Genomic DNA, 22530 nt, shown 5'->3' with positions numbered 1-22530 from the left:
TGGGTTCCTGCCCTCGTGTCAGTCGGTGCCTTCCACCCGGGCGTCCAACGCTGCCCGCAACTGAGCACGGCCAGCTATGCCCAGCTTCGGGTATATTCGATAGAGATGTGAACTAACCGTACGGTGGGACAGAAACAGGCGCTGACCGATCTCGCGGTTGCTGAGTCCCGCCGCGGCGAGCATCGCGGTCTGGAGTTCCTGCGCTGTCAGCCGCTCACCCGAACTGATCCAGCGGCCGGCGCTCTCCTCACCCGCGGCACGTAGTTCCTCCCGGGCGAGCCGCGCCCAGCCGTGCGCGCCCAGCAGGTCGAAGCCGTCCCGAGCGACACGCAACGGATTCCGCGAGTCGAGGATGCGTTTGCGCCGGCGCAGCCAGGTGCCGTACGCGAGGTTCAGCCGGGCCCGGTGCACCGGCCAGTCGGTGAGGTCCATCGCGAACGCGTGCGCGAACGCCGTGTCCGCTTGCTCGTCGCCGGCCAGGACCGCTGTGGCGTACGCCAACGAACGGTGCAGCATGGGCGAGGGGAATCGCTCCGCCCGCTCCCGGGCCGCGCTCAGGATCTCGTCCACGTCACGCTGCCGTCCCGAGCGGACAGCGGCGTCCGCCAGGTCGGGCAGAGCCCATCCGGACATGTCGAGGTGGTGGGTGGCGTCCGCCGGGTCGAAGATCCGGAGCAGGATGTCCATCGCTTCGTCGTAGCGACCGGCCGCGTACATGGCGAGACCTCGGGCGTGCTGGGCAGCTTCCGCTGCGAACCGCACCCCCGTGACCAGTGGACTGGCCAGCACCGCGTCGGCGAGCCGCAGCGCGTCGTCGCTGTTGCCGCTCATCGCCTCGTGCAGGGCCCGGCTGGCCCTTGCGGCCATCACCCAGAAGTGCTCGCCGGTCTCCTCCGCCAGCGCCTCGGCCTCCTCGGTGCCGGCGCGCACCTCCGGCCAGCGGCCCAGCCACAGGCGGATGAAGCCGACCGACGACAGGGTGCGCGCAAGCAGCGCGGCACGGCCCTGGGTCCGATATCCGGCGGCCACCGTCGCCATGAACGAGGACGCGGTCACGAAGTCGCCGAGAATCAACGCGGCTCCGCCCAGATACCGCATTCCGTCGATGTCGGTGCGGTCCGGGACCAGCGTGCGGAGGTGACGCAGGACGTCCGGACCGAAGACGTCCGGCTGGGCGTACGCGCCGATCGCGAGCCGTCGAGGATCGTCGGGGGCGAGCCCGAGCTTGCCGAGCACAGCGGTGACCCGTGCGCCCGTCTCCGACGGCAGGCACGCCCACCAGCAGCGTGAGGCCGCCCGCCAGCACAGCATCGCCGCGAGGTCGGTGTCGCCTTCCGCGTGGACCTCCAGGGCACACTCGCACAGCAGGTCGATCCTGGCCGGATCACGTACGTCGCCGGGTTCCACCACGTCACGGACCAACGCCAGCCGACCCCGGTCGGAGGGGTCGACCGGACCTGCGTCGATCTTCCTGATCAGCTGCGCGGCGACGCGCCGGTCGTTGAGTTGTGCGGCGAGGTCGGCCGCCCGGATCAGCAGGGACGTCCGCCGGGCCGCGTCACCTGTCAGCTCACCAGCGCGACTCAGGCCGGTGACGGCGACCGCCAGGGCACCCCGCTCCAGCGCCCGGGCGGAAGCCGCCTCCAGCTCGTCACTCACCTTCTCGTCCGGGCCGAGCGTCGCCGCGCTGCGGTGCCAGACACGCCGATCGGGGTCGTCACCCAGCGCGTCGGCGAGCATGGAATGGATGGCCAACCGGGCCATGTCGCCGACGGATCCGTACACGCCCGAGCGCACGAGCGGATGCCTGAAACACAGCCGCTGTTTCCTGATCTGCAACAGCCCCGCGTCGATGGCCGGTTGTATCGCGTCGGCGTTGACGTCCGTCCCGGCCAGCACCCCGGCGACGGCCAGCAGAGTGCGCAGCGGGCAGCCGGTGTCGGTGGCGAGGACCGCCATCACCGCCCGGGTGTCGGCCGGTAGTTGCGCGAACCGGTCCGTGAAGGCGCTCTCCAAGCGCTCGTTGAGGGGAAGCGGCGCCGACTCGCCGCCGTCGACACCCATGGTGAGCAGGCGGGGAAGCTCAACGAGGGCGAGCGGATTGCCGGACGCCTCGGCCAGGATCCGCTGTCGCAACCCGGACGGCAGGTCGGGCGCGTGGTCGTGCAGCACGCGTCGCGCGGCGTCGTCGTCCAACTCGCCGAGGTGTAGCTGGCTCAGCCCGGTGCCAGCGAGCACTTCGGAGTGTTGGGCCCGGACCGCGAGCATCGCGGCGATCGGCTCCACCGTCAGTCTCCGCGCCACGAAGACCAGGACGTTGAGCGTCTCCGGGTCCAGCCAATGCGCGTCCTCGGCGATGATGAGCAACGGCCGACGCGACGCACAGTCGCCGAGCAGTTCCAGTACCGCCAGCCCGACGGTGAACAGGTCGGGGCGAATCTCGTCCTCACCGAAGGCGCCGCGCAGTGTCCGCCGCAGCCGTGGCGTCAGCGTTTCCAGTTTGCCCAGCAGCGGCGCCAGGACCTGATGGAGCCCGGCGAACGGTAGCGCCATCTCGGCTTCCGCGCCGTTCGTCTGAAGGACGGTCATGCCGGCGTCGACCGCAGCGCACCGGGCCGCGTCGAGCAACATCGTCTTGCCGATCCCGGCATGCCCGCGTACGACCAGGGCGGCGCCGCGAGCCGCCCGGGCGTCGTCCAGCAGCCCGGCCACCGCTGCGAGCTCGCGATCACGGCCGTGCATGACCGGTGCTCGGTCGTCCACCCTATGCGTCAGCATCGATCCACCTCGGCTGCGGACATCAGTCGTACGGCGAGCACTGTCGCACCGTGTCGGGCCCGACGGTGTTCTCAGACCGCAGACTTCTGTCCTCTGTGCGCAGCCACGAGTTGGCGTGGGGTCACCCCGAAGGCAGCCCGGAACCTGCTGGTGAAGAAGCTGGGATTGGCGAAGCCCCAGGCCCGGGAGACCGCCGCGATGGAGGTGTGGCGCGGGCGGGACGCGGTCAGGTCGGCGCGGGCGCCCTGGAGGCGCTGCTCGATGATCGACTGTTCCAGGCTCTGCCCCATCTCCTCGTACAGCTTGTAGAGGGCACGTACCGAGATGGCGTTGGCCGCCGCGATCCGCGCCGGGGTCAGCTCCGGATCCCGCAGGTTGTTGCGAACGTACGCCTGTACCCGCGCCCGCGTCGACGCGTGCATGGTGTCGCGCAGCAGGCGGCCGCCGACGTCCGCAGCGGAGACGACGAGCGCGCCCATCAGCTCGGCGGACGCGGCCCCCAACTCCGCCGCCCCGGCCTGGCCGGCGAGCGTGTCGGCGTGCGCTGTCACCCGAGCGACGTGGTCGCGGACGAGGTCGTAGAGCGGACTCCCACGAAGCTGCCGGGCGGCGGTGTGGATCATGTCCCGGGGTACGCCCAGGTGGCCCACGTCGACGTGCAGCGCGTAGGAGGCGCCCTGCCCCTTCCAGCCGTACACGTACGGTAGCGACAGGTCAACCAGGAGGAGGTCACGCGGCCCGAACAGGCGTTCCTCTCGGGCCCAGATCATGTGGTTGTCGGTCCGCATCGGCAACGCCAGCACGACCGACGTCTCGTTCTCCGCCCGCGACATCTTCGGGGTACGACGCAGCGTGGTACCCGAGGCTTCGATGTTGAACACCTTGGCCGGGCCGAGGTCGAAGACCGTCATCTTCGCCTGGATGGCGTCCGGGTCCTCGAAGGTCGCCATGCTCGACGAACAGTTGCCACTGACCGTGGCCTGGAATGCCTCGGCACGCGCACCGGCGACCAACGACCGGGTGTCCAGTACGAGCACGGCTGCCCCTCCCCTTGCCGCGAGCGCGGCGTACCGCCGACCGTAACGATCGGCCCCTGCGGTGGATCGGCTCCGAGCGCAGCGTCCTCGGCTCACGCTGCATATGCGGTCAGGACCGGGCGTCCGCCGACGAGCGCCGCCACTGGCTCGGCGTCACGCCGTACCGGGCCTTGAACCTGCGGGTGAAGTGCGTGGGATCGCGGAAGCCCCACCCGTGGGCGATCGCGCCGATCGGCACGTGCCGCCGGTTCGGCTGGGTGAGTTCGTGTCGTACCCGTTGCAGCCGCTCGTCGATGACCCACTGTTCGAGGCTCAGATTCGCGTCGGCGAACAACTTGTAGAGCTGCCGCACGGAGACGCCGTGCACCGCGGCGATCGCCGCCGGGGTGAGATTCGGATCGGCGAGGTGGGTCCGGACGTACGTCCGGACCCGGGTCAGCAGCGTCTCGGCGAACACCTGCCGGGCGTGCCGGCCCGAGCGGGCCGCCGAGACCAGCAGGGCCCGCGCCAGGTCGATGCTGGCCGCCGCTACGGTCGCCGAGGCGGCGTCGTCGGTGATGCCGGCCGGGTCGGCGGTGAGCTGCGCGATGTGCCCGGTGACCAACCGGTACAGCGGACTGGCCGCCACCTCGAAGGCGGCACGTCGCACCACGTCCAGCGGGAGACCGAGCTGGTCATAGGGAATCTGGAGGCAACCGGCCGCGCCGTCACCCGACCACGAGAAGTCGTACGCCCCGGACAGGTCCACCACGAGCAGCTCTCCCGGCGGCACGACTCGTTGCCGCCCATGCTGCTCGATCCGCCCGTCCGCGCGCCGCTGCACGGACAGGGCGATGACCGGCATCCCGTCCTGGCGTGCCAGCCTCGCCGTACGCAGCAGCCGAATCCCCGAAGACCGATGCGTGAAGATGTTCGCGTTGCCCAGGTCCCACACCTCCATCCGGGCGTGGACCTCACCGTGCGGGTCCTCGTGCAGCACGTGGCAGGGGGCGGAGGCGTACATCATCGCCGCGTGTATGGCCTCCACCCGGTCGACGGCGGGTAGGTCGGAGGTGTCGAGGACGTACCCCATGATCTCGCCTTCGGTGCGGCTCGCGGCGCCGGCGGCTCCTGTCTCAGCGAGGATACGGCCGGGAGCTGTTCGGCACCGACCGGCTGCGGGACGCCGCCGCGCCGCTGGCCGGTTACTCGGCGGACGTGGTGGCCGCCCGGCTGCGCGCCGCGGCGATCAACTTCTCGGTCGAGCCGCCCCGCGACGACATCGCCGTCCTGGTGCTGCGCAACGACGCGACCTGACCGTCGCGCCGCACCCCCCGGGTTTCGCGTCCGCTCGGTAGATTGACGTCCATGTCGAGCGTCGCGCAGGTCTCGTCGTACTCCCGGCCGTTTGTCCGTGTCCTGGTCGTCGCGCAGCTCGCGATCATCGGCGCGTTCCTCGCCGTGCTTCTGCTCTACCTGGGCCGGATGGCGACCGCCGGGGTCGGTCCGGCCGAGATGCTGACCGGCGCGTACGACCCGAAGGACGCGATCCCGTTCGGGATGGGTGGGCTGAACCCGTTCCTCTGGCTCTATGCCGTGGTCGGGATGCTCTATGTGGCGGGTGCGGTGCTCGGGCTGCCGTTGGCGATCGTCGCTGGGGCACTGGCCGCCCGGGAGCGCGATGCCCTGCCCCGGGCGACGAGGACGCTACTGCTGGCCGGCGCGGTTGGCGGTCTGCTGGTGCTGGTGGCCCGCTTCACCCCGCCGCTGCTGGACATGCACCGGTGGTGGCTGGACTGACCCGGGCCGGGTCACCTGGACCGGCCCGACCTCACAGGCCGCCGGGGAGTCGCCCGGGGGCGAGTCGGTGCTCCGGATCCAGGTGGCGCTTCGCGGCGCGCAACTGGGCCAGGCCGGCCAGCTCACCCCAGAGGTCGACCGCCTGGCGGACCGCCGCCGGAGCGGAGATCACCACGCAGCGACCCTGCCGTGCCAGCAGCACACCGCGGACGGCGGCCAGGATGGACGCCACCCGGTCGGGTGCCAGCGCCCCGGGCAGTGCCGCGTGCACCATGCCCAGCCCGGCGGACCCGCGCACCGGGACGGGCGTGCCGGCTGCGTCGCGGAGCGCGTAGACGGCGGCGTGCAGATCGCCGATCGGCACCTCCAGGCGCAGCGCCGTGTCACCGGGCGCGAACGGATAGCGGCGCCACCACGTCGGCGCCGAGTGGGCGATGGTGGCCTCCCCGTGCAACAGGCCGACCAGCCGCTCGGCCCGCTCGGTGACGTCGGCGGGGCCGCCCTCCAGCAGCACCACCAGGCTGCCGGCCCGGGACGGGGCACCGGCCCGGCCGGACATCGACGGGTGGCGCTCCCGGGCGGTGGCCGCCGGGTGACCGGGCGGGTACGGCGTACGCGGGCGGGGGGTGCCACCGGGCAGATCCAGCTCGATGGCCGACGGCTCCAGTCGGGCGGCGAGGATCGTCCGGACCAGGTCGTGCACCTCCAGCGGCGTCCACACCGGGCGGGACACCCAGAGCCTGCTGGCCGGCAGCGGCTGCACCCGCAGGCTCGCCGAGACCAGCACACCGAGCGCGCCCTGGGAGCCGCAGAGCAGGTGGGCCAGGTCGAGGCCGGGCGCGCCGCCGCCGATGCTGATCAGCTCGCCGTCGGCGGCGAGGTAGCGCACACCGAGCAGTTGGTCGCAGGGGCTGCCGTGGCGGTGCCGGAGCGGACCGGCCTCTCCGGCGGCGAGCACGCCACCCAGTGTCGCGCCGGGTGACGGGGCGTCCATCGCGAGCCGCTGCCCGGTGCGCTCCAGGGTGGCCTGCACCGCCCGCAGTGGAGTGCCGGCCCCCACGTCGGTGACCAGCGAATCGGCCTGCTCGTGACCGATGCCGGCGAGCCGGCCGGTGTCGAGCAGGATGTCGACCTGAACGGGCGTGGCACCCCAGTCGATCTTCGTGCCGGCGCCTCGGGGCACCACCGTCAGATCGTGTCTGGCGGCCAGCCGCAGCACCTCGGCGGCGGCGTGCGGGCCGCCGGGAACGGCCACCCAGCGTGCCGGTCGCCCCGCCACCTCGTCGGCGGGACCGGCCAGCCGGGAGAAGGGCGGGCCGCAGATCGCCGCCAACCGCCGGGTGATCTCAAGGGCTCCGGACCGGCCGAGGGAACTCGCTGCTGCCGCCATGCCGGCCATCGTACATGTGTTCGAATGCAGTGGTAGCGGGTATCGGGATGCCGCTGGTCCGGCGCACTGCCGCTGCCGGCCGGTAACGTGGCCGCCGTGACCACCGAGACTGCCCCGCCCGCGGCGAAGCGGGTGCCCAGCGAGCGCACCCACCACGGCGACACCGTCGTCGACGAGTACGCCTGGCTCGCCGCCAAGGACGACCCGGAGACGATCGCCTACCTGACCGCCGAGAACGAGTACACCGACGCGCGGACGGCACACCTGGCCGACCTGCGCGCCGACCTGTTCGAGGAGACTCGCCGACGCACCCAGGAGACCGACCTGTCGGTGCCGACCCGCAAGGGCGGGCACTGGTACTACACGCGGACGGTCGAGGGGCAGCAGTACGGGGTGCAGTGCCGGCGGGCGGTCCGCGACGGTGAGACCGACCCGCCGGTCAGCGTGGACGGCGCTCCGCTCGACGGCGAGGAGGTGCTGCTCGACGGCAACCTGCTGGCCGAGGGGCACGACTTCTTCTCGCTCGGCGCGTTCGACGTCAGCCCGGACGGTCGCTGGCTGGCCTACTCCACCGACTTCTCCGGCGACGAGCGGTTCACCCTGCGGGTGAAGGACCTGACCACCGGCGAGCTGCTGCCCGACGAGGTGCCGGACACCTTCTACGGCACCGCCTGGTCGACCGACGCCTCGGTGTTGTTCTACGTGACGGTGGACGACGCCTGGCGACCGAACCGGGTCTGGCGGCACACCATCGGCTCCCCCGCCGCCGACGACGTGGTGGTCCACCAGGAGGACGACGAGCGGTTCTGGGTGGGCGTGGAGCTCACCCGGTCGGAGAAGTTCATCCTCATCGACGTGCACAGCAAGATCACCAGCGAGGTGCTGGTGATCCCCGCCGGCAACCCGACCGGCGCGCCGGCCGTGATCGCGCCCCGCCGGCAGGGCGTCGAATACACGGTGGAGCACCACGGGCACCGCTTCCTGATCCTGCACAACGACAACGCGGAGGACTTCGCACTGGCGTTCACCTCGGCGGACGTACCGGGCGACTGGGTGCCGCTGATCGAACACACCCCCGGCACCCGACTGGAGGCCGTCGACGCCTTCGCCAACCACCTGGTGGTGTCGCTGCGCACCGACGGGCTCACCGGGCTGCGGGTGCTGCCGGTGGGCAGCGACGACGGCTACGACATCGACTTCCCCGAGCCGCTGTACAGCGTCGGGTTGGACGCCAACCCCGAGTACCGCACCGGTCGGGTCCGGCTGCGCTACTCCTCCCTGATCACCCCCGACTCGGTGTACGACTACGACCTGGTCACCCGGCAGATGGTGCTGCTCAAGCAGAAGCCGGTGCTCCCCGGGCCGGACGGCCGACCGTACGACCCGGCCGAGTACGAGCAGCACCGCGACTGGGCGCTCGCCGACGACGGCACCCGCGTGCCGATCTCGGTGGTCTGCCGGGTCGGCACCCCCCGGGACGGCTCGGCGCCCTGCGAGCTGTACGGCTACGGCTCGTACGAGGCCAGCATGGACCCGTGGTTCTCGGTGGCCCGGCTGTCCCTGTTGGACCGGGGCGTGGTCTTCGCGGTGGCGCACATCAGGGGCGGCGGTGAGCTGGGCCGACGGTGGTACGACCAGGGCAAGCTGCTGGCCAAGAAGAACACCTTCACCGACTTCGTGGCGTGCGCCCGACACCTGGTCAAGGCCGGCTGGACGGCCAGTGACCGACTGGTCGCCCGGGGCGCCTCGGCCGGTGGCCTGCTGATGGGTGCGGTGGCCAACCTCGCGCCGGACGCGTTCACCGGGATCGTGGCGCAGGTGCCGTTCGTGGACGCGCTCACCTCGATCCTCGACCCGTCGCTGCCGCTGACCGTCACCGAGTGGGAGGAGTGGGGCAACCCCCTCGACGACCCCGAGGTGTACGCGTACATGAAGTCCTACACGCCGTACGAGAACGTGGCCGCCGTGGACTATCCCGCGATCCTCGCGGTGACCAGCCTCAACGACACCCGGGTGCTCTACTCCGAGCCGGCGAAGTGGATCGCCCGGCTGCGGGCGGTCGCCCCGGGCGGCGACTACCTGCTGAAGACCGAGATGGGTGCCGGGCACGGCGGCCCGAGCGGTCGCTACGACTCCTGGCGTGAGGAGGCGTTCATCAACGCCTGGATCCTGGACCGCCTCGGCCGCGCCTGACGACGGGGCGGCGGCGATGACCGACGAGGACGAGCCGGGGTCGACGCCCCGGCGCGCCTCCGCGTGGATGATCCTCGCCGTGGTCGCCGCCGCCCTGCTCGTCTGCTGCTGCTCCGCCGCCGTGGGCCTGCTGATCTCCTGGTCGGCCGGGCTCTTCCACACCCCGACCTGACCGCCGACGCGGCCTCAGCCGCGGCCGGCACCGACCAACGCCGCCGCCTCGCCGGTACGCACCATCCGCTGCCAGCGCAACCGGTTGCCGATCAGCGCGGTGACCACCGACTGCACCACCACCAGGTACATGAGCTGCCGGTAGACCAGTTGCTGGAACGGCAGCGCCCACAGCGGCCCGTACCGCTCCCGGTCCAGTCGCAGCGCGTACCCGGCGGTGGCCGCCTGGAGCAGCAGCAACCCCGCCCAGGCCAGGGCGAGGGTCGACCAGGGCAGGAAGAGCAGGCCGTACACGGCGAACACGTCGACCGCCGGAGCGGTGAGCGGCAACACGATCTGGAACACCGTGAGGTACGGCAGGCCGCGCCGGCCCAACTTGCCGCCGGCACCCGACTCGCGCAGCGCGTGCCGGTGCTTCCACATCGCCTGCATCGTGCCGTAGCACCAGCGGTAGCGCTGTCGCCAGAGTTGACGCAACGACGACGGGGCCTCGGTCCAGGCGATGGCCGACTCCTCGTAGACGACCCGCCAGCCGGCCCGCAGCACCTTCATGGTCAGGTCGGTGTCCTCGGCCAGCGTGTCCGACGGCACCCCACCCACCCGCAGCAGCACCTCGCGGCGGAACGCGCCGATCGCACCGGGGATGGTCGGCATGCACTCCAGCACGTCGTACATCCGTCGGTCCAGGTTGAAGCCGATCACGTACTCCAGGTGCTGCCACCGACCGAGCAGCCGACGCCGGTTGGCGACCTTGGTGTTGCCGCTGATCGCGCCCACCGACGGGTCGGCGAAACCCTGCACCAGTCGGTACACGGTGTCCGGCTGGAAGACAGTGTCCCCATCCACCAGCACCAGCAGGTTCGCCCGGGCGGCCCGGATGCCGGTGTTCAGCGCCGCCGGCTTGCCGGCGTTGGCCTGTCGGATCACCCGTACCCCGCGCAGTCGCATCCGCTCGACGATGTCGGCGGTGCCGTCGTCCGACCCGTCGTCGACGACGATCACCTCCAGCGCCGGGTACGCGCTGGCCATCAGCGACCGGACCGTGGCGGCGATGTTCGCCGCCTCGTTGTACGCGGGCACGATCACCGAGACGGGTTCCCGCACCTCCGGTCGGTCCCGCCGGGGACGGCGGACCCGGCGCACGTGCCGCTGGGCACAGACCACCTGCACCGCGAGACGTGCGACCCCCAGCACGAGGGCGGTGGCGAGCAGCACGTTCATCACATCGGCCGCCCAGCGGGCACCGGTCTGGGTCCAGCGCAGCGCGGTGCCGCTCAGCCGGGCACCAACGCCGGCCGGCACCATCGAGGGCGCGGCGTCGATGCCGGCGGAGACGGTGGTGAACCGGTAGCCCTGTTCGCCCAGCGCGGGCAGCAGCCCGTCCAACGCGGTGAGGGTCTGCGCCCGGTCACCGCCGCCGTCGTGCATCAGCACCACCGCTCCCCGGCCCTGCTTCGGGGTGGCCGCCCGCACGATCTGGTCGGCTCCGGGGCGCTGCCAGTCCTTGGTGTCCAGGTCGGTGAGCACCGCGACGTGCCCGGCACCGGCGGCGGCGCGCAACGCGGCGTACTCGGGCCCGGTCAGCGCCGTCGGCACCGAGGAGAACGGCGGCCGGAACAGGGTCACCTCCCGGCCGGCGGCCGACGCGACCGCCTTGCGGGTCAGCGACAGTTCGAGGTCGCGACGCCACGGCGAAACGTCGGCGAGGTTGGCGTGGGTGAACGTGTGCGACCCGATCTCGTGCCCCTCGGCGAGGATCCGCCGGACCAGTTCGGGGTGCTCGTTGACCCGGGCACCCACCACGAAGAAGGTGGCGTGCGCGCCGTGCCGGCGCAGCACGTCGAGAACCTGCGGCGTCCACCGCGGGTCCGGCCCGTCGTCGAAGGTCAGCGCGATGGTGCGGTCCGGCAGCGCCCGGCTGGCCGGTTCGGCGCGGTCCAGCCGCAGCACCGGGCCGCCCGAGCCGACGGCGGCCGGGACATCCGGCGCGGGCCGCGCGGTGGCGTTTCCCGAACCACCGGCGAGGCCACTCACCAGACCGTTGACGGTGAGCGCCGCGAGCAGCAGGAGCAGCCCGAGAAGGAGCAGCAGCCAGTGTGCCCGGGGGTCACGGCGGGCCACGTGTCTCGCCATCGTCACTGCGGCCTACCGGGCGACCTGCTCGGCTTGGCGGTGTTGCGGTGCTCGTCGCCGCGACCCGGTCGGTCGGTGGCCGACGGCGCACCGGTGACGTCGGCGGTCGTACCGGCCGGGGTGGGGCTTCGGTCGCCGGCGGTCGGGGTGACGCGCGGCAGCGGCGCCGACGTGCGGGTCGCCGGTGACGGCGACGGCGAGGTGGCTACCCGAGGCTGGTTGATCTCGTCCACGCCGGCCTCCACCGGGCGCGTCCCCCGGGAGTCGTCCGACCAGCCGGGCAGCGGCACCGAGGTGTCCAGGAAGAGCCCGGCGACGATCAGGGCGAGGCTGGTGAGCAGGCCAAGGCCCATGGCGGTGCCCGCGATGACGGTCAGCCGTCGACGACGCCCGGTGCCGTCGACGAACACCGGCGGGGCGGCGCCCGGTTGGTTGTGCATCTGGCGAACTCCCGTGGTCACCGTGCCGGGACCGTCCGGTCCGGCACCGGAAACCCGATCGTCCGGGCCTCCGGTGCACACAGCGACGCCGCCACCTGCTGTGTTACATCGACTCAGGCCGTACGCAGCTCATCCAACGCCGTGCTGGTGCGCAGGAAGAGCAGACCGACACCGACCGTCACCAGCACTGCGGCCAACGTGCCGGCACCGAGCCAGGCCAGGTGCTCCAGGGGTACGGGAACGGCTCGCTCGATCCCGGGGGTGTACACGATCCGGGTGTACTGCTCGCGGGTGGCCGGGTCGTCGCACAGCGCGGCCGTGGCCTCGCAGATCTCCGCCGATGAGCCGCCCGTCGACACCTTCGGGACGAGCCCTCGACCGAGCAGCGTGCCCACGGTGAGCGCGAGCAGGATCGCCGGCACCGCCGGGGTCAGCGCCTGCCAGGCCACCGAACGGCTCAGCGTGCCGCGCGGCACCCCGGTGGCCACCAGCGCGGCGTAGGCACGTCGGCGGGCGACGATCCCCTCGACCAGCGCGACGATCAGCCCGCCCGTCGCGATCAGAATGGCCACGGCCACCGCGCCGTCGACCAGATCCATGGTGGACAGATAGAAGGGGTTGGCGACACCGTCAACCCCGGCGAGTCGACTCTGCTCCCGCTCGATCTGGTCCTTGGTGGCGAAGTAGGCGCGCTGGGCGGCCGCGCCCCCGCCGAAGATCACGGCGGCGAGCAGCGCGGCGAACGTGCGGCTGCCCGCCCACGGGTCGGCCATCAACCGGCCGGCCGCGAGCAGGGCCGCGGGACGGCGGGCGTGCCGGCGCAGCAACAACCCGCAGTGGTACGAGATCCAACCGGTGCCGATCACCACGCCGACCATCGCCGCGATCCCACTCGCCGCGAACATCAACGGCAGCAGCCAAGCCGCCAGCTCTGAACCGTCGTCGTACCGGTGCGCCACCGGACGGATCGCCGCGAACGAGAGCACACCAAGCACGATCAGAACGCCGGCCCACGGTCGCGGGCCGCGCTCACGAGGGGCCTTACGGCTCACCCCGAGCGGGCTGGTGGTGACCGTACGCAGCATCACCGCGGTGGCCAGCGCCGCCACGACCGGCAGACCGAGCACCACGCCGGCCAGCGCGCCGGGTGACGGCAGCACGTCGGTGGGCAGGGCCAGTTGACCTCGCCCGTCCGGGCGGTCCAACAGAGCCCGGCCCGCCAGGTAGACACCCAGCCCGACGAGCGTGCCGAACAGAGCGGCCACGCCGGTCTCCAGCACCGCCAACCGGGTGACCTGCCCGGGAGTGGCGCCGGCCAACCGGAGCGCGGCCAACCTGCGGTCCCGTGCCGGCGCGCCGAGCCGGGCGCACTGACCGGCCAGCGCCAGCACCGGGACCATCAGCATCAGCAGCGCGAACGCCGTACCACCGCGCAACCCGGGCTGCACCAGCAGCGCGTTGTGGTACTGCTCCGACCACCTGTTCGGGTTCTCCTCCGTCGCGGTGGGCGTGGGGATGGCCAACACGGTGAGCGCCGCGAGCCCGGCCAGTGTCGCCAGCAGGGCACTGAGCGCGGTGAGCACCACCCGGGCGGTGTCGGTGCGGGTGCCGGCGAGCGCGAGCCGGACCAGCGTCGCCGGTCTCACCGCGCGCCGCCGGCCAGCGGCACGTCGAGCCCCAGGCCGGTGTGGTCCACCAGGCCGTCGCGCAGCACGATCTCCCGATCGGCGTACGCGGCGATCCGCGGCTCGTGGGTGACCAGCACGACGGAGGTGCGCTGCTCACGGGCGAGCCGGACCAGTTGGGTGAGGACCTGTTCACCGGTGAGCGTGTCCAGCGCGCCGGTCGGCTCGTCGGCGAAGAGCACCCGCGGCTCGGTCACCAACGCCCGCGCCGTGGCGCACCGCTGCTGCTGACCGCCGGACATCTCACCCGGCCGGACGTCGGCCAACTCGGCCACCCCGAACCGTTCCAGCCAGGTGAGTGCCGCCGCCCGTGCCTCTCGCCGCCCCGTGCCGGCGAGAAGCAGCGGCAGGGAGACGTTCTCCGCCGCGGTCAGCTCGGCCACCAGCTGGCCGAACTGGAACAGCACCCCGAACTCGGTACGCCGCAGCCGGGACCGGGCCGCCTCCGACCAGGTGTCGATGCGGTGCCCGCGCCAGCTGACCTCACCGGCGTCCGGCCGGAGGATCCCCGCCAGGCAGTGCAGCAGGGTCGACTTGCCGCAGCCGCTCGGCCCGGTGACGGCGACGATCTCGCCCTCGGCCACGTCGAGCGTCACACCGCGCAGCGCGGGCGTCGGACCGTACGCCCGAACCACGCCGCGAGCCTGGAGTTGCGTCACGGATGCACCTCCCGGTGCCAGTCGGCGACCCGGCCCAGGGTGGCGTGCAACCACCCCAGATCCGCGTCGAGGTGGGCGATCGCGAAGTCGGCCGCGATCACATCGCTGAGGGTGGCGGTCGGGTCGGTCTTGACCACTGTCAGTTCCCGCAGCCGTGCGGTGTGCGCGGCCCGCTGGGCGACCAGGTAGGACCGGGCCCGGTCGACGTCGGCGACCAGCAGCGCCACCACGACCTTCGCGAAGAGCGTGCTCGCCACGTACGGCATCGGCGGTTCCACTGTGGACAGCCACTGGTCCAGCGTGTCCCGCCCCTGGTCGGTCAACACGTACGCGGTGCGGTCCGGCCCGGCCACGCGGTCCTGCCCGGCGGCGGCCACCAGCCCGTCGCGTTCCAGCCGGCCGAGAGTGGCGTAGACCTGCCCGAAGGCCAGCGGCCGGGCGCGCGGCAGTCGCTCGTCGTGCGCACGCTTCAGCTCATACCCGTGCCGACTGCCCCCGGCGAGCAACCCGAGCAGAACATGCGGCGTCGACACTCCGCCCACTATTCACCCAGCGAATACCCAAGTCAACACCCCCACCCCCACCCCCACCCCTCCCGGGGTGGATCTGGCCCGTTGATCATGAAGTTATTGCGCAGACACGCCGAGGTAGATGGCAATAACTTCATGATCAACGAAACGGGGGTGGGGTTAGGGGGTTTGGGGCCAGGTGGGGGTTCGGCCGGTCTGGGTCAGCAGGTGCGACAGGTCGGAGGTGGGCGTCTCGGTGGGGGTGGCGGGCGGGACCGGGTCGGCGAATACGCCCATCTTGCGGGCGGTGGGGCCCAACTGCTCCACCAGCGCGTGCAGCTCGGCCACCGCCTCCGGGGCCGGGTGGTACGGCTGGCCGGTGGCGACAGCGAGGTCCCAGCCGTGCACGGTCAGGTCCAGCAGAGCCATGCCGCCGACGACGGACTGCGGCATGCCCATGCCCGGTGACACGCCCTCCAGTGTGGACGGCTCCGACCAGGCAGCGATCAGTCGGCCGGTCTCGACCTCGAAGCGGTCCCGCCAGCCGTCGGCCAGGTGGTCGGGCTTCTCGGCCCACTCCACCTGCCGCTTCTCGGCCAGGTCCTGAAAGTTGACCACCACCTGGAAGAGGTGGTTGAGCAGATCACGGACCAGATAGTCCTGGCAGGGCGTGGGCAGGTCGAGCTGGTCGTCGGAGATGCCGCGTACCACGCCGATGGTTCCCGGAGCGGCAGCGGCCAGCAGATCGCTAGTCTGAGTGGACATAGGGCCAGCGTATGAGGGTGGTCTTGAACAAATGCGACAGCGACCGCGTGGCGACAGCCGGGGAATTCTGGACCCCGGGCGGCTGCTGCGCGAGGTGCGCTTCCGTCGGCACCTGCCGACGGAGTCGCTGCGCCAGTGGGTCGAGCACTACTGGTTGATCGACTGGTCGTTGAGCACACCGTTCGAGCAGCGGGTCGTGCCACACCCGGCGGTGAACGTGGTGTTCCGACGTGACGACGACGGGCCTGAGGCCGGCGAGGTGGCCGGGGTGGGCCGCGACCTGTTCCGGATCACGCTCAACGGCACCGGCCGGGTGTCCGGGGTGCAGTTCCGCCCCGGCGGGTTCCACCCGTTCTGGCGTCGCCCGGTCAGTGAGCTGACCGGGCGTAGGGTGCCGCTGCCCGCCGGCCGGCTGACCCACCCGGATTTTTCGATGTTCGCGCTCTCGGGGCCAGCCCCCTCGACGGCCATCGACGATGAGCGCTGCCGGGCACTGGACACCCTCCTCACCGGCTGGCAGCCCGAGCCGGACCCGATGGCCGAGGAGGCCGTCCGGCTGGCCGAGGCGATCCGCACCGACCGGACCGTGCTGCGCGTCGACGACCTCGCCGCCCGGCACGACGTTCCGGTCCGCCGGTTGCAACGGCTCTTCATGGAGTACGTGGGGGTCGGGCCGAAGTGGGTGATCCGCCGCTACCGGCTCCAGGAGGCGGTCGAACAGGCCGCTGGCGCTCCGCTGAGCTGGGCCGACCTCGCCGCCGACCTCGGCTACAGCGACCAGGCCCACCTGGTCCGCGACTTCACCGCAGTGGCCGGGGTGTCCCCCGCCGCGTACGCCCGCTCGGTGCGCTGAGGAAACCGGACGTCAGCGGCGACGGAGAACGACCACGGCGACGTCGTCCTGGATCTCCGGCGGGGCCAGTTCCACCAGCAGTCGGGCGCAGAACTGGTCCAGGTCACCGTCGACGGTCGCGGCGACCCCGGCCAGCGCGGCCAGCCCTTCGTCGATGGTGGCGTCCCGCCGTTCGATCAGCCCGTCGGTGTAGAAGACCAGCGTGGCCCCGGCCGGCAGCACGAACTCCAGGTCGGCCGGGCGGGGGGCGCGAACGCCGAGCAGCGGCGCCGAGTGCTGCACGAACTCGACCTTGCCGTCCATGACCATCAGCGGCGGAAGGTGCCCGGCGCTGGCCAGCCGGACCCGCCCGGTCGGCGGGTGCAGCAGCAGTACGCAGAGCGTCGCCAGCTCGTTCGGCAGCAGTGTCCGCATCAGCTCGTTGACCCGGTGCAGGATCTCGCCGGGTTGGTGGCCCTCGACCGCGTACGCCCGCACCGCGTGCCGAAGCTCGGCCATGACCGTCGCCGCGTGCAGCGAGTGGCCGGCGACGTCCCCGATCGCCAGCAGCAGGTGCCCGTCGAGCATCACCAGCTCGTAGAAGTCGCCGCCCACCTCGGTCTGCGCGCTGGCCGGCTCGTAGCGCACCGCGAGGTCCAGCCCGGCGACGGTGGGCAGCCCGCGCGGGAGCAGGCTGCGTTGGAGGGTGACGGCGATCCGGTGCTCCTCGTCGAACGAACGCTGCGCCTCCACGGCCGCCGCCACCGCCTGAGCCAACTGCACCAGCACCGGGGTCCGCGCGGTCTGGGTGGCGGTCGGGACCACCACGTACAGCGGGGCGCGGTCCTCGCGCAGTCGGGCGGCGGCGACGGTCACCGTGTCGTCCGCCGGCCAGTCGACAAGCCCCCAGTTCGCGGGGGCCTCCACCCGCACCGTGGCGCCGGTCGGCACCCCGGTGTCGTCGACGACCCACGGCACCACGGCGGCCACCGCACCGGGACCGGCGCAGACGCCCGCGAGGCAGTCACCGTCGAAGGTCTCGGCGATCACCGCCGCCGGGCTCTTGAAGATCTGGGCGGCGCCCTCGGCGGCGGCCTCCAGCACGCGCGCGAAGGTCGGCGCGGCGTGCACGGCGACGGTCGTGTCGGCCAACCCGAGCAACCGTTCGGCGAGCAGTTCGGCCCGCTGCCGGGCCTGGTAGTAGCGCAGCACCGCCCGGGTGGTGGCGATCAGCTCCTCGGGCTCGATCGGCTCGGTCAGGTACGCGTCAGCGCCCCGGGTCAGCCCCTGGGCGCGGTCGGCCACGTCCACGGCGTGCGCCGACACGTGGATCACGGGCATCGCCGGGTGCCGCGCCTTGATCTGTTCGCAGACCTCGTAGCCGCTGAGGTCGGGCAACCGGACGTCGAGAACCACCAGGTCGATCCGGTCCACCTCGACCCGGGCCAACGCCTCGGCGCCGTTCTCGGCCTCCAGCACCGTGAACCCGGCCCGGGTCAGCCAGCTGACCAGCAGGTAACGCTTGGTACGACTGTCGTCGACCACCAGGATGGTTGTCGGCACGCCGTCCACGTCGTCACGCCCCGCCGGTGGGCAGGGAGACGGTGAACGTGCTGCCCTCGCCCGGTGCGCTGGTCAGCTCCAGCGTCCCGCCCAGCAGCGTCACCAGCCGCCGGGCGTACGGCAGGCCGAGGCCGGTGCCGCCGACCCGGGTGGCGCCGGGCACCTGGTAGAACTCCTCGAAGATCCGGTCGTGCAGCTCGGGAGCGATGCCCGGCCCGGTGTCGGTGACCTCGAACTGCCAACGGTCGCCGTGTTGGCTGGCCCGCAGCCGCACCTCGCCGCGCTCGGTGAACTTCAACCCGTTGTGCAGCAGGTTGCGCAGCACCTGGCCGAGCAGCACCTCGTCGGTGCGCAGCACTGCCGGCCCGCTCGGCTCCTCCACCACCAGCTCCACCTCCGGGCGGGTGGCCAGGGCGCGCAGGGTGCCGCGCAGTTGACCGAAGACCGGGCGCAGGTCGACCTCGGTCACGTCCGGCTCGATCCGGCCGGATTCCGCCTTGGCCAGGTCGAGGAGTTCGTTGACCAGGTTGAGCAGGTCCGCCGCCGACGAGCGGATCAGCTCGACCTGGCGGCCCTGCTCGTCGGTGAGCGGATCGGAGGCGGAGTCGGTGAGCAGCCGCCCCAGGCCGATGATCGCGGTGACCGGGGCGCGCAGCTCGTGGCTCACGTTGGCCAGGAACCGGCTCTTCGACTCACTCGCCGCGCGGAGCTGGGCCGACTTCTCGTCCAGCTCGGCGTAGAGGGCGACGACGCCGCGGTTGGTCTCCTCAAGCTCCTCGGTGAGCTGGTTGTAGAGGGCCAGCACACCACGGTTGGTTTCGGCCAGTTCCTCGTTCAGCACTGCCAACTCGTCGCGCTGACTGCGTACCTCGTCGAGTGCGGCGATGAGCTGACCGTTCTGGGTGGTGAGCTCGTCCAGCGCGCTGGCCGGCGCGGTGCGGCCGAGTTCGGTGCGGAACTCGGCGAGCCGCTCCGGGGTCGGCGTCGGCGCGCTGGCCGGGACTCGTCGGGACATCCTCACGACCGTAACCCCCTCGACGGTCGACACGCTCAGTGTGTCAACCAGTCGGGACACCGCGCCGGACTGCGGCTGGTAGCTGCCGTCCGGCAACGGGGACACCGGGGCCAGGTCGGCGCGCAGGTGGAACCGGCCGTCGGCGCCCGCGTCGACGTGGAAGGAGACGTCCGCTCCCGCTGTCGTCCGCAGCAGGTCCCGGGCGACCTCGCTCAGCGCGGTGGCGATCCGGACCTGGTCCTGGTGTTCCAGGCCGACCACCATGGCCACCTCGCGGCCCCGCTGGCGGATCACGAAGATGTCCTGTTCGACCCGCAGCGCCATCTGGAGCAGCGGCGGCGCGGCCGACTCATCGGTCATGCCCACGACCTCGCTACCAGTACGCAGGCGTCGTCGCGGCGCACCCCGGCGTCCCGTAGCAGGGTGGCCGCCATGACCAACGGGGATCTCTCCGCGAGGCCCGGGTAGTCGGACATCCGCCACCGGTCGACCACCCCGTCGCTGTGCATCACCAGCCGGGCACCGGGGCCGAACGGGTAGTCGTACTCCCGGATGGCCGGTCGTTGGTGGCCGGCGATGCCGGGCAGCGACACCAGCCCCCGGCGCTGGCCGCCACCCTCGACGATCACGCCGGAGATGTTGCCCAGGCCGGCGTAGTGCAGCACACCGGCCGTCGGCACCAGCTCCGCGACCGCGAGCGCCGCGCCACGGGTGTGCGACATGCTCCGGTGCAGGTGACCGACCACCGCCGCCGGCGGGCCGGCGGGGGCGTCGCGGAACGCGGCCAGCGCCGCCTCGGTGGCGGCGCCGGCCAGCGGGCCGTGCCCCAGCCCGTCGCTGACCAGCACCTGATGGCGCCCGTCGGCGACCCGGACGGCGTAGCCGTCGCCGCTGACCGTCTCACCGGTCAGCGGTCGGGTGAGGGCGCCGGCCCAGGACTGTCGCGCCGCCTCGGCCGGCCAGACCTGCACGGCGAGGACTGTCCCCCGGCCGGACAGCGAGTATCCGTCGAACCAGCTGGCCTGCCGGACGATGGCGCCCAGACCGATGCCGAGGGTGCCGGTGGTGGAGTGCCCGTCCCGGGACGAGACGGTCAGGTCGGCCATGCCGGGCCCGGAGTCGATGGCCACCAGCTCCACCCCTGCCTGCCCGGCGCGGCGTACCGGCCGCAGCAGCAGGACACCCTCGTCGGCGTGCTTGACGAGGTTGCTGGTCAGCTCGGCCGCGACGATGGCCAGGTCGGCGATGCGCGCCGCGCCCATCTCCACCTGCGCGCCGAGGCGCTCGGCGGCGCGTCGGACGGCGCTCGCCGCGCTGCTGGCCTCCACCCGGAACCAGATGCCACTGTCGGTGACCGCGTCGGCGTTCACCTGGACCACTTGGTGACCGTGATCCGCGTGCCGGTTTCCGCTGACGTCTCGATCTGGAACTCGTCGACCAGGCGGCGCGAACCGCTGAGCCCGAGGCCGAGGCCGCCGCCGCTGGTGTAGCCGTCGGTCATGGCCAGGTCGAGGTCGGCGATGCCCGGCCCGGAGTCGGCGAACACGATCTGCACACCCTTGCGTCGGCCGTTGTCCACGACCGTCACCTCGACCGAACCGCCGCCGCCGTACACCAGGGTGTTGCGGGCCAGCTCGCTCGCCGCGGTGACCAGCTTGGTCTGGTCGACGAGGGACAACTTGCTGGCCACCGCCACGGCGCGGACCAGCTGCCGGACGCGCACCACGTCCTCATCGCTGCGGACCGACTGCGCCTGTGGTTGGCCCAGGTCGATGCCCGTGGTCACGGCGTGGCCGTCTCGGCGTCCGGTTCGTCGTCGAGCTGGTGGTCGAGCTCTTCGGCGTGGGCCGCCGCGATCAGCTCCATGCCGCGCTCGACGTTCAGCGCGGTACGGATGCCGTTCAGCGACAGCCCCAGTTCGACAAGGGTGATGGCGACGGCGGGGCGCATCCCGACCACCACCGTCTCCGCGTCGAGCACCTTGGAGATCGACGCGATGGTGGAGAGCATCCGCCCGACGAAGGAGTCGACGATGTCCAGCGCGGTGATGTCGATGATGACGCCGTGGCAGCCGGTGGCGACGATCCGCTCGGCGAGGTCCTCCTGGAGCTGCACCGCCGTCTGGTCGGACATGTCGAGCTGGATGGAGACCAGCAGGATGTCCCCGATCTTGAGGATCGGCACCCGTTCCATCAGGCGTCCCTGCGTGGCTGTCGGCGGGAGGTTTCCACCCCGTTGAGCCGTAGCACGTGGCGCAGCGCGTCGGCGAGGCTCGCCTTGGTGGCGATGTCCCCGAACTCGATGCCGAGCGCCACGATGGTCTGCGCGATCTGCGGGCGGATGCCGGAGATGATGCAGTCGGCGCCCATCAGCCGCGCGGCCACCACGGTCTTCAGGATGTGCTGGGCGACCTGGGTGTCCACCGCCGGCACGCCGGTGATGTCGATGATCGCGTACGGCGAGCTGGTGTCGACCAGGGTCTGCAGCAGCCGCTCCATGACGACCTGGGCGCGGGCCGAGTCCAGGGTGCCGACCAGCGGCACGGCGACGACGCCCTCCCAGAGCTTGACCACCGGCGTGGAGAGTTCGAGCAGCTGCTCGGCCTGGTCGGCGATCAGGCTCTCCCGGGTACGGACGAAGCTCTCGAACGTGAACAGGCCCATCTCGTCGACAAGCTTCGAGAAGGCGACGTAGTCCGGTAGCGCGTTCGGGCCGCCGGCCTCCTGCACCAGCTCGGCCAGCACGTCCTTGAGCGCGAAGATGCTGATCGTGGTCTCGCTGGCGGAGAAACCCTGCCGGGCCCGACCCCGGGACAGCTCGGAGAGCGCGGCGCGCAGTTCGGCGGCGCTGTCGGCGGACAGGTCGATGGTGCCCTGGTCGCTGGTGGCGACGATGGCACGGTGCAGGTCCTGGACCTGTCGGCGCAGCTCGGCCTGGCTCAGCCGGCCCCGCAGCGAACTGGTGACGATCTCGGTCCACCGAGTCGTGACCCGTTCGTCCTGCTCGCTCAGCAGCGCGGCCAGCCGACCACTTTCTTCGGTGCTCAACGCCATTTCGAACCCCCTTGACCTGGACCGGGCGGACTCTATCACCGGGGCCTGACCAACTACTTGCCCCGTAGCAACGGAATGACGATGGCCACCGGATCACGGCTCCCGTTCTACCTCCGAGGGTGGTCGTGGGATACCGTTCCCCCGATAACAGGAGGTCTGGCGAATGTCGTTGACGGTGCACACGGAACAACGCGGCGACGTGGTCGTCGTGGCGGTCGCTGGCGAGCTGGACATGGCCACCGCACCGCAGCTGCAGGACCAGATCACCGACCTGCTCGACAAGGGCCGCAACCGGCTGGTGTTCGACCTGTCGGACGTCTCGTTCTGCGACTCGACCGGTCTGTCGGTCTTCGTCCGCGCGAAGAACAGCTGCGACGAGGCTGGCGGCGTGGTCCGGCTGGCCGCCCCGCAGCGGGGTGTGCTGCGCATCCTCGAGGTGAGCGGTCTGGTCGAGGTGCTGCACACCTATCCGACGGTGGATGAGGCAGTCGCCGGCGAATCGACGCCGGCTTCCTCCTGACCGCTGCG

The 22530-nt window shown here is 72.0% G+C and carries 21 protein-coding genes and 1 pseudogene; 6 read left to right on the top strand and 16 right to left on the bottom strand.

Going from position 1 to position 22530, the window contains the following annotated elements; translation table 11 throughout:
- Nucleotides 1-18: 18 nt before the first annotated feature.
- The 3 genes from QCZ28_RS00620 to QCZ28_RS00610 all read right to left on the bottom strand — a co-directional run bounded on the left by QCZ28_RS00620 (nucleotide 19) and on the right by QCZ28_RS00610 (nucleotide 4887).
- Nucleotides 19-2778, bottom strand: a complete 2760-nt coding sequence (locus QCZ28_RS00620; protein WP_279514685.1) for a LuxR family transcriptional regulator — start codon at nucleotides 2776-2778, stop codon at nucleotides 19-21.
- 71 nt (nucleotides 2779-2849) lie between these two features.
- Nucleotides 2850-3815, bottom strand: coding sequence for a helix-turn-helix domain-containing protein (locus QCZ28_RS00615; protein ID WP_279514684.1), 966 nt, complete (start codon nucleotides 3813-3815; stop codon nucleotides 2850-2852).
- Nucleotides 3816-3924: 109 nt separating this feature from the next.
- Nucleotides 3925-4887, bottom strand: coding sequence for a helix-turn-helix domain-containing protein (locus QCZ28_RS00610; RefSeq protein WP_279514683.1), 963 nt, complete (start codon nucleotides 4885-4887; stop codon nucleotides 3925-3927).
- Between the two features lie 38 nt (nucleotides 4888-4925).
- Here QCZ28_RS00610 and QCZ28_RS34470 point away from each other — a divergent pair.
- Nucleotides 4926-5111, top strand: a pseudogene (locus tag QCZ28_RS34470) (hypothetical protein); the annotation flags it as partial.
- A 51-nt stretch (nucleotides 5112-5162) separates the two neighbouring features.
- Nucleotides 5163-5594: a hypothetical protein gene (locus tag QCZ28_RS00605; RefSeq protein WP_279514682.1), complete on the top strand. Its 432-nt coding sequence runs from the start codon at nucleotides 5163-5165 to the stop codon at nucleotides 5592-5594.
- Nucleotides 5595-5625: 31 nt separating this feature from the next.
- Here QCZ28_RS00605 and QCZ28_RS00600 read toward each other — a convergent pair whose 3' ends face one another.
- Nucleotides 5626-6984 (bottom strand): FAD-binding oxidoreductase, encoded by a 1359-nt coding sequence (locus QCZ28_RS00600; protein WP_210865016.1) that lies wholly within the window; start codon nucleotides 6982-6984, stop codon nucleotides 5626-5628.
- 96 nt (nucleotides 6985-7080) lie between these two features.
- On the opposite strand from QCZ28_RS00600, the gene QCZ28_RS00595 reads away from it, so the two are divergent.
- Together QCZ28_RS00595 and QCZ28_RS00590 are read left to right on the top strand one after the other, a co-directional pair.
- On the top strand, nucleotides 7081-9177 hold the full coding sequence (locus QCZ28_RS00595) for a S9 family peptidase (protein ID WP_279514681.1): 2097 nt from the start codon (nucleotides 7081-7083) through the stop codon (nucleotides 9175-9177).
- Between the two features lie 16 nt (nucleotides 9178-9193).
- Nucleotides 9194-9349 carry a hypothetical protein gene (locus QCZ28_RS00590; RefSeq protein ID WP_279514680.1) on the top strand — a complete coding sequence of 52 codons (156 nt, stop codon included), beginning with the start codon at nucleotides 9194-9196 and terminating at the stop codon, nucleotides 9347-9349.
- Nucleotides 9350-9363: 14 nt separating this feature from the next.
- On the opposite strand, the gene QCZ28_RS00585 is transcribed toward QCZ28_RS00590, so the two are convergent.
- The 6 genes from QCZ28_RS00585 to QCZ28_RS00560 form a co-directional block, all read right to left on the bottom strand.
- On the bottom strand, nucleotides 9364-11481 hold the full coding sequence (locus QCZ28_RS00585) for a bifunctional polysaccharide deacetylase/glycosyltransferase family 2 protein (protein WP_279514679.1): 2118 nt from the start codon (nucleotides 11479-11481) through the stop codon (nucleotides 9364-9366).
- A 2-nt stretch (nucleotides 11482-11483) separates the two neighbouring features.
- Entirely contained in the window at nucleotides 11484-11921 is a 438-nt protein-coding gene (locus QCZ28_RS00580) for a hypothetical protein (protein WP_279514678.1), read from the bottom strand.
- A 113-nt stretch (nucleotides 11922-12034) separates the two neighbouring features.
- Nucleotides 12035-13567, bottom strand: coding sequence for an FtsX-like permease family protein (locus tag QCZ28_RS00575; protein WP_279514677.1), 1533 nt, complete (start codon nucleotides 13565-13567; stop codon nucleotides 12035-12037).
- Nucleotides 13564-14265: an ABC transporter ATP-binding protein gene (locus QCZ28_RS00570; RefSeq protein WP_279514675.1), complete on the bottom strand. Its 702-nt coding sequence runs from the start codon at nucleotides 14263-14265 to the stop codon at nucleotides 13564-13566. Before QCZ28_RS00570 ends, QCZ28_RS00575 begins: the two co-directional genes overlap by 4 nt.
- Entirely contained in the window at nucleotides 14262-14798 is a 537-nt protein-coding gene (locus QCZ28_RS00565) for a PadR family transcriptional regulator (RefSeq protein WP_279514674.1), read from the bottom strand. Before QCZ28_RS00565 ends, QCZ28_RS00570 begins: the two co-directional genes overlap by 4 nt.
- Before the next feature lie 156 nt (nucleotides 14799-14954).
- Nucleotides 14955-15539: a TIGR03086 family metal-binding protein gene (locus tag QCZ28_RS00560; RefSeq protein WP_279514673.1), complete on the bottom strand. Its 585-nt coding sequence runs from the start codon at nucleotides 15537-15539 to the stop codon at nucleotides 14955-14957.
- Between the two features lie 31 nt (nucleotides 15540-15570).
- Between QCZ28_RS00560 and QCZ28_RS00555 the strand changes: the two genes are divergently transcribed.
- Nucleotides 15571-16392, top strand: coding sequence for an AraC family transcriptional regulator (locus tag QCZ28_RS00555; protein ID WP_279514672.1), 822 nt, complete (start codon nucleotides 15571-15573; stop codon nucleotides 16390-16392).
- Nucleotides 16393-16404: 12 nt separating this feature from the next.
- On the opposite strand, the gene QCZ28_RS00550 is transcribed toward QCZ28_RS00555, so the two are convergent.
- The 6 genes from QCZ28_RS00550 to QCZ28_RS00525 are packed head-to-tail and all read right to left on the bottom strand — an operon-like array spanning nucleotide 16405 to nucleotide 22002.
- Nucleotides 16405-17943 carry a SpoIIE family protein phosphatase gene (locus tag QCZ28_RS00550; protein WP_279514671.1) on the bottom strand — a complete coding sequence of 513 codons (1539 nt, stop codon included), beginning with the start codon at nucleotides 17941-17943 and terminating at the stop codon, nucleotides 16405-16407.
- Nucleotides 17944-17947: 4 nt separating this feature from the next.
- A complete protein-coding gene (locus QCZ28_RS00545) occupies nucleotides 17948-19309 on the bottom strand; it encodes an ATP-binding protein (RefSeq protein WP_279514670.1) in 1362 nt (453 codons plus the stop codon).
- Nucleotides 19306-20319: a SpoIIE family protein phosphatase gene (locus QCZ28_RS00540; protein WP_279515272.1), complete on the bottom strand. Its 1014-nt coding sequence runs from the start codon at nucleotides 20317-20319 to the stop codon at nucleotides 19306-19308. Before QCZ28_RS00540 ends, QCZ28_RS00545 begins: the two co-directional genes overlap by 4 nt.
- Nucleotides 20316-20735 carry an anti-sigma regulatory factor gene (locus tag QCZ28_RS00535; protein WP_279514669.1) on the bottom strand — a complete coding sequence of 140 codons (420 nt, stop codon included), beginning with the start codon at nucleotides 20733-20735 and terminating at the stop codon, nucleotides 20316-20318. The genes QCZ28_RS00540 and QCZ28_RS00535 overlap by 4 nt, the downstream gene beginning before the upstream one ends.
- Nucleotides 20732-21142, bottom strand: coding sequence for an STAS domain-containing protein (locus QCZ28_RS00530; protein ID WP_279514668.1), 411 nt, complete (start codon nucleotides 21140-21142; stop codon nucleotides 20732-20734). Before QCZ28_RS00530 ends, QCZ28_RS00535 begins: the two co-directional genes overlap by 4 nt.
- On the bottom strand, nucleotides 21142-22002 hold the full coding sequence (locus QCZ28_RS00525) for an STAS domain-containing protein (protein WP_279514667.1): 861 nt from the start codon (nucleotides 22000-22002) through the stop codon (nucleotides 21142-21144). Before QCZ28_RS00525 ends, QCZ28_RS00530 begins: the two co-directional genes overlap by 1 nt.
- A gap of 163 nt (nucleotides 22003-22165) precedes the next feature.
- On the opposite strand from QCZ28_RS00525, the gene QCZ28_RS00520 reads away from it, so the two are divergent.
- Entirely contained in the window at nucleotides 22166-22522 is a 357-nt protein-coding gene (locus tag QCZ28_RS00520; protein WP_279514666.1) for an STAS domain-containing protein, read from the top strand.
- The last annotated feature ends 8 nt before the right edge of the window (nucleotides 22523-22530 follow it).

Source organism: Micromonospora sp. DH14 (assembly GCF_029809455.1).
GTDB classification, from domain to species: domain Bacteria; phylum Actinomycetota; class Actinomycetes; order Mycobacteriales; family Micromonosporaceae; genus Micromonospora; species Micromonospora parva.
This window is presented reverse-complemented; position numbering and strand designations above follow the sequence as displayed.

Coding starts and splice junctions, on each gene's coding strand:
- QCZ28_RS00590 (WP_279514680.1), top strand. CDS start 9,194: ATGACCGACGAGGACGAGCCGGGGTCGACGCCCCGGCGCGCCTCCGCG.
- QCZ28_RS00520 (WP_279514666.1), top strand. CDS start 22,166: ATGTCGTTGACGGTGCACACGGAACAACGCGGCGACGTGGTCGTCGTG.
- QCZ28_RS00545 (WP_279514670.1), bottom strand. CDS start 19,309: ATGACCGATGAGTCGGCCGCGCCGCCGCTGCTCCAGATGGCGCTGCGG.
- QCZ28_RS00610 (WP_279514683.1), bottom strand. CDS start 4,887: ATGGGGTACGTCCTCGACACCTCCGACCTACCCGCCGTCGACCGGGTG.
- QCZ28_RS00605 (WP_279514682.1), top strand. CDS start 5,163: ATGTCGAGCGTCGCGCAGGTCTCGTCGTACTCCCGGCCGTTTGTCCGT.
- QCZ28_RS00620 (WP_279514685.1), bottom strand. CDS start 2,778: ATGCTGACGCATAGGGTGGACGACCGAGCACCGGTCATGCACGGCCGT.
- QCZ28_RS00585 (WP_279514679.1), bottom strand. CDS start 11,481: ATGGCGAGACACGTGGCCCGCCGTGACCCCCGGGCACACTGGCTGCTG.
- QCZ28_RS00555 (WP_279514672.1), top strand. CDS start 15,571: ATGCGACAGCGACCGCGTGGCGACAGCCGGGGAATTCTGGACCCCGGG.
- QCZ28_RS00530 (WP_279514668.1), bottom strand. CDS start 21,142: ATGGAACGGGTGCCGATCCTCAAGATCGGGGACATCCTGCTGGTCTCC.
- QCZ28_RS00525 (WP_279514667.1), bottom strand. CDS start 22,002: ATGGCGTTGAGCACCGAAGAAAGTGGTCGGCTGGCCGCGCTGCTGAGC.
- QCZ28_RS00600 (WP_210865016.1), bottom strand. CDS start 6,984: ATGGCGGCAGCAGCGAGTTCCCTCGGCCGGTCCGGAGCCCTTGAGATC.
- QCZ28_RS00580 (WP_279514678.1), bottom strand. CDS start 11,921: ATGCACAACCAACCGGGCGCCGCCCCGCCGGTGTTCGTCGACGGCACC.
- QCZ28_RS00560 (WP_279514673.1), bottom strand. CDS start 15,539: ATGTCCACTCAGACTAGCGATCTGCTGGCCGCTGCCGCTCCGGGAACC.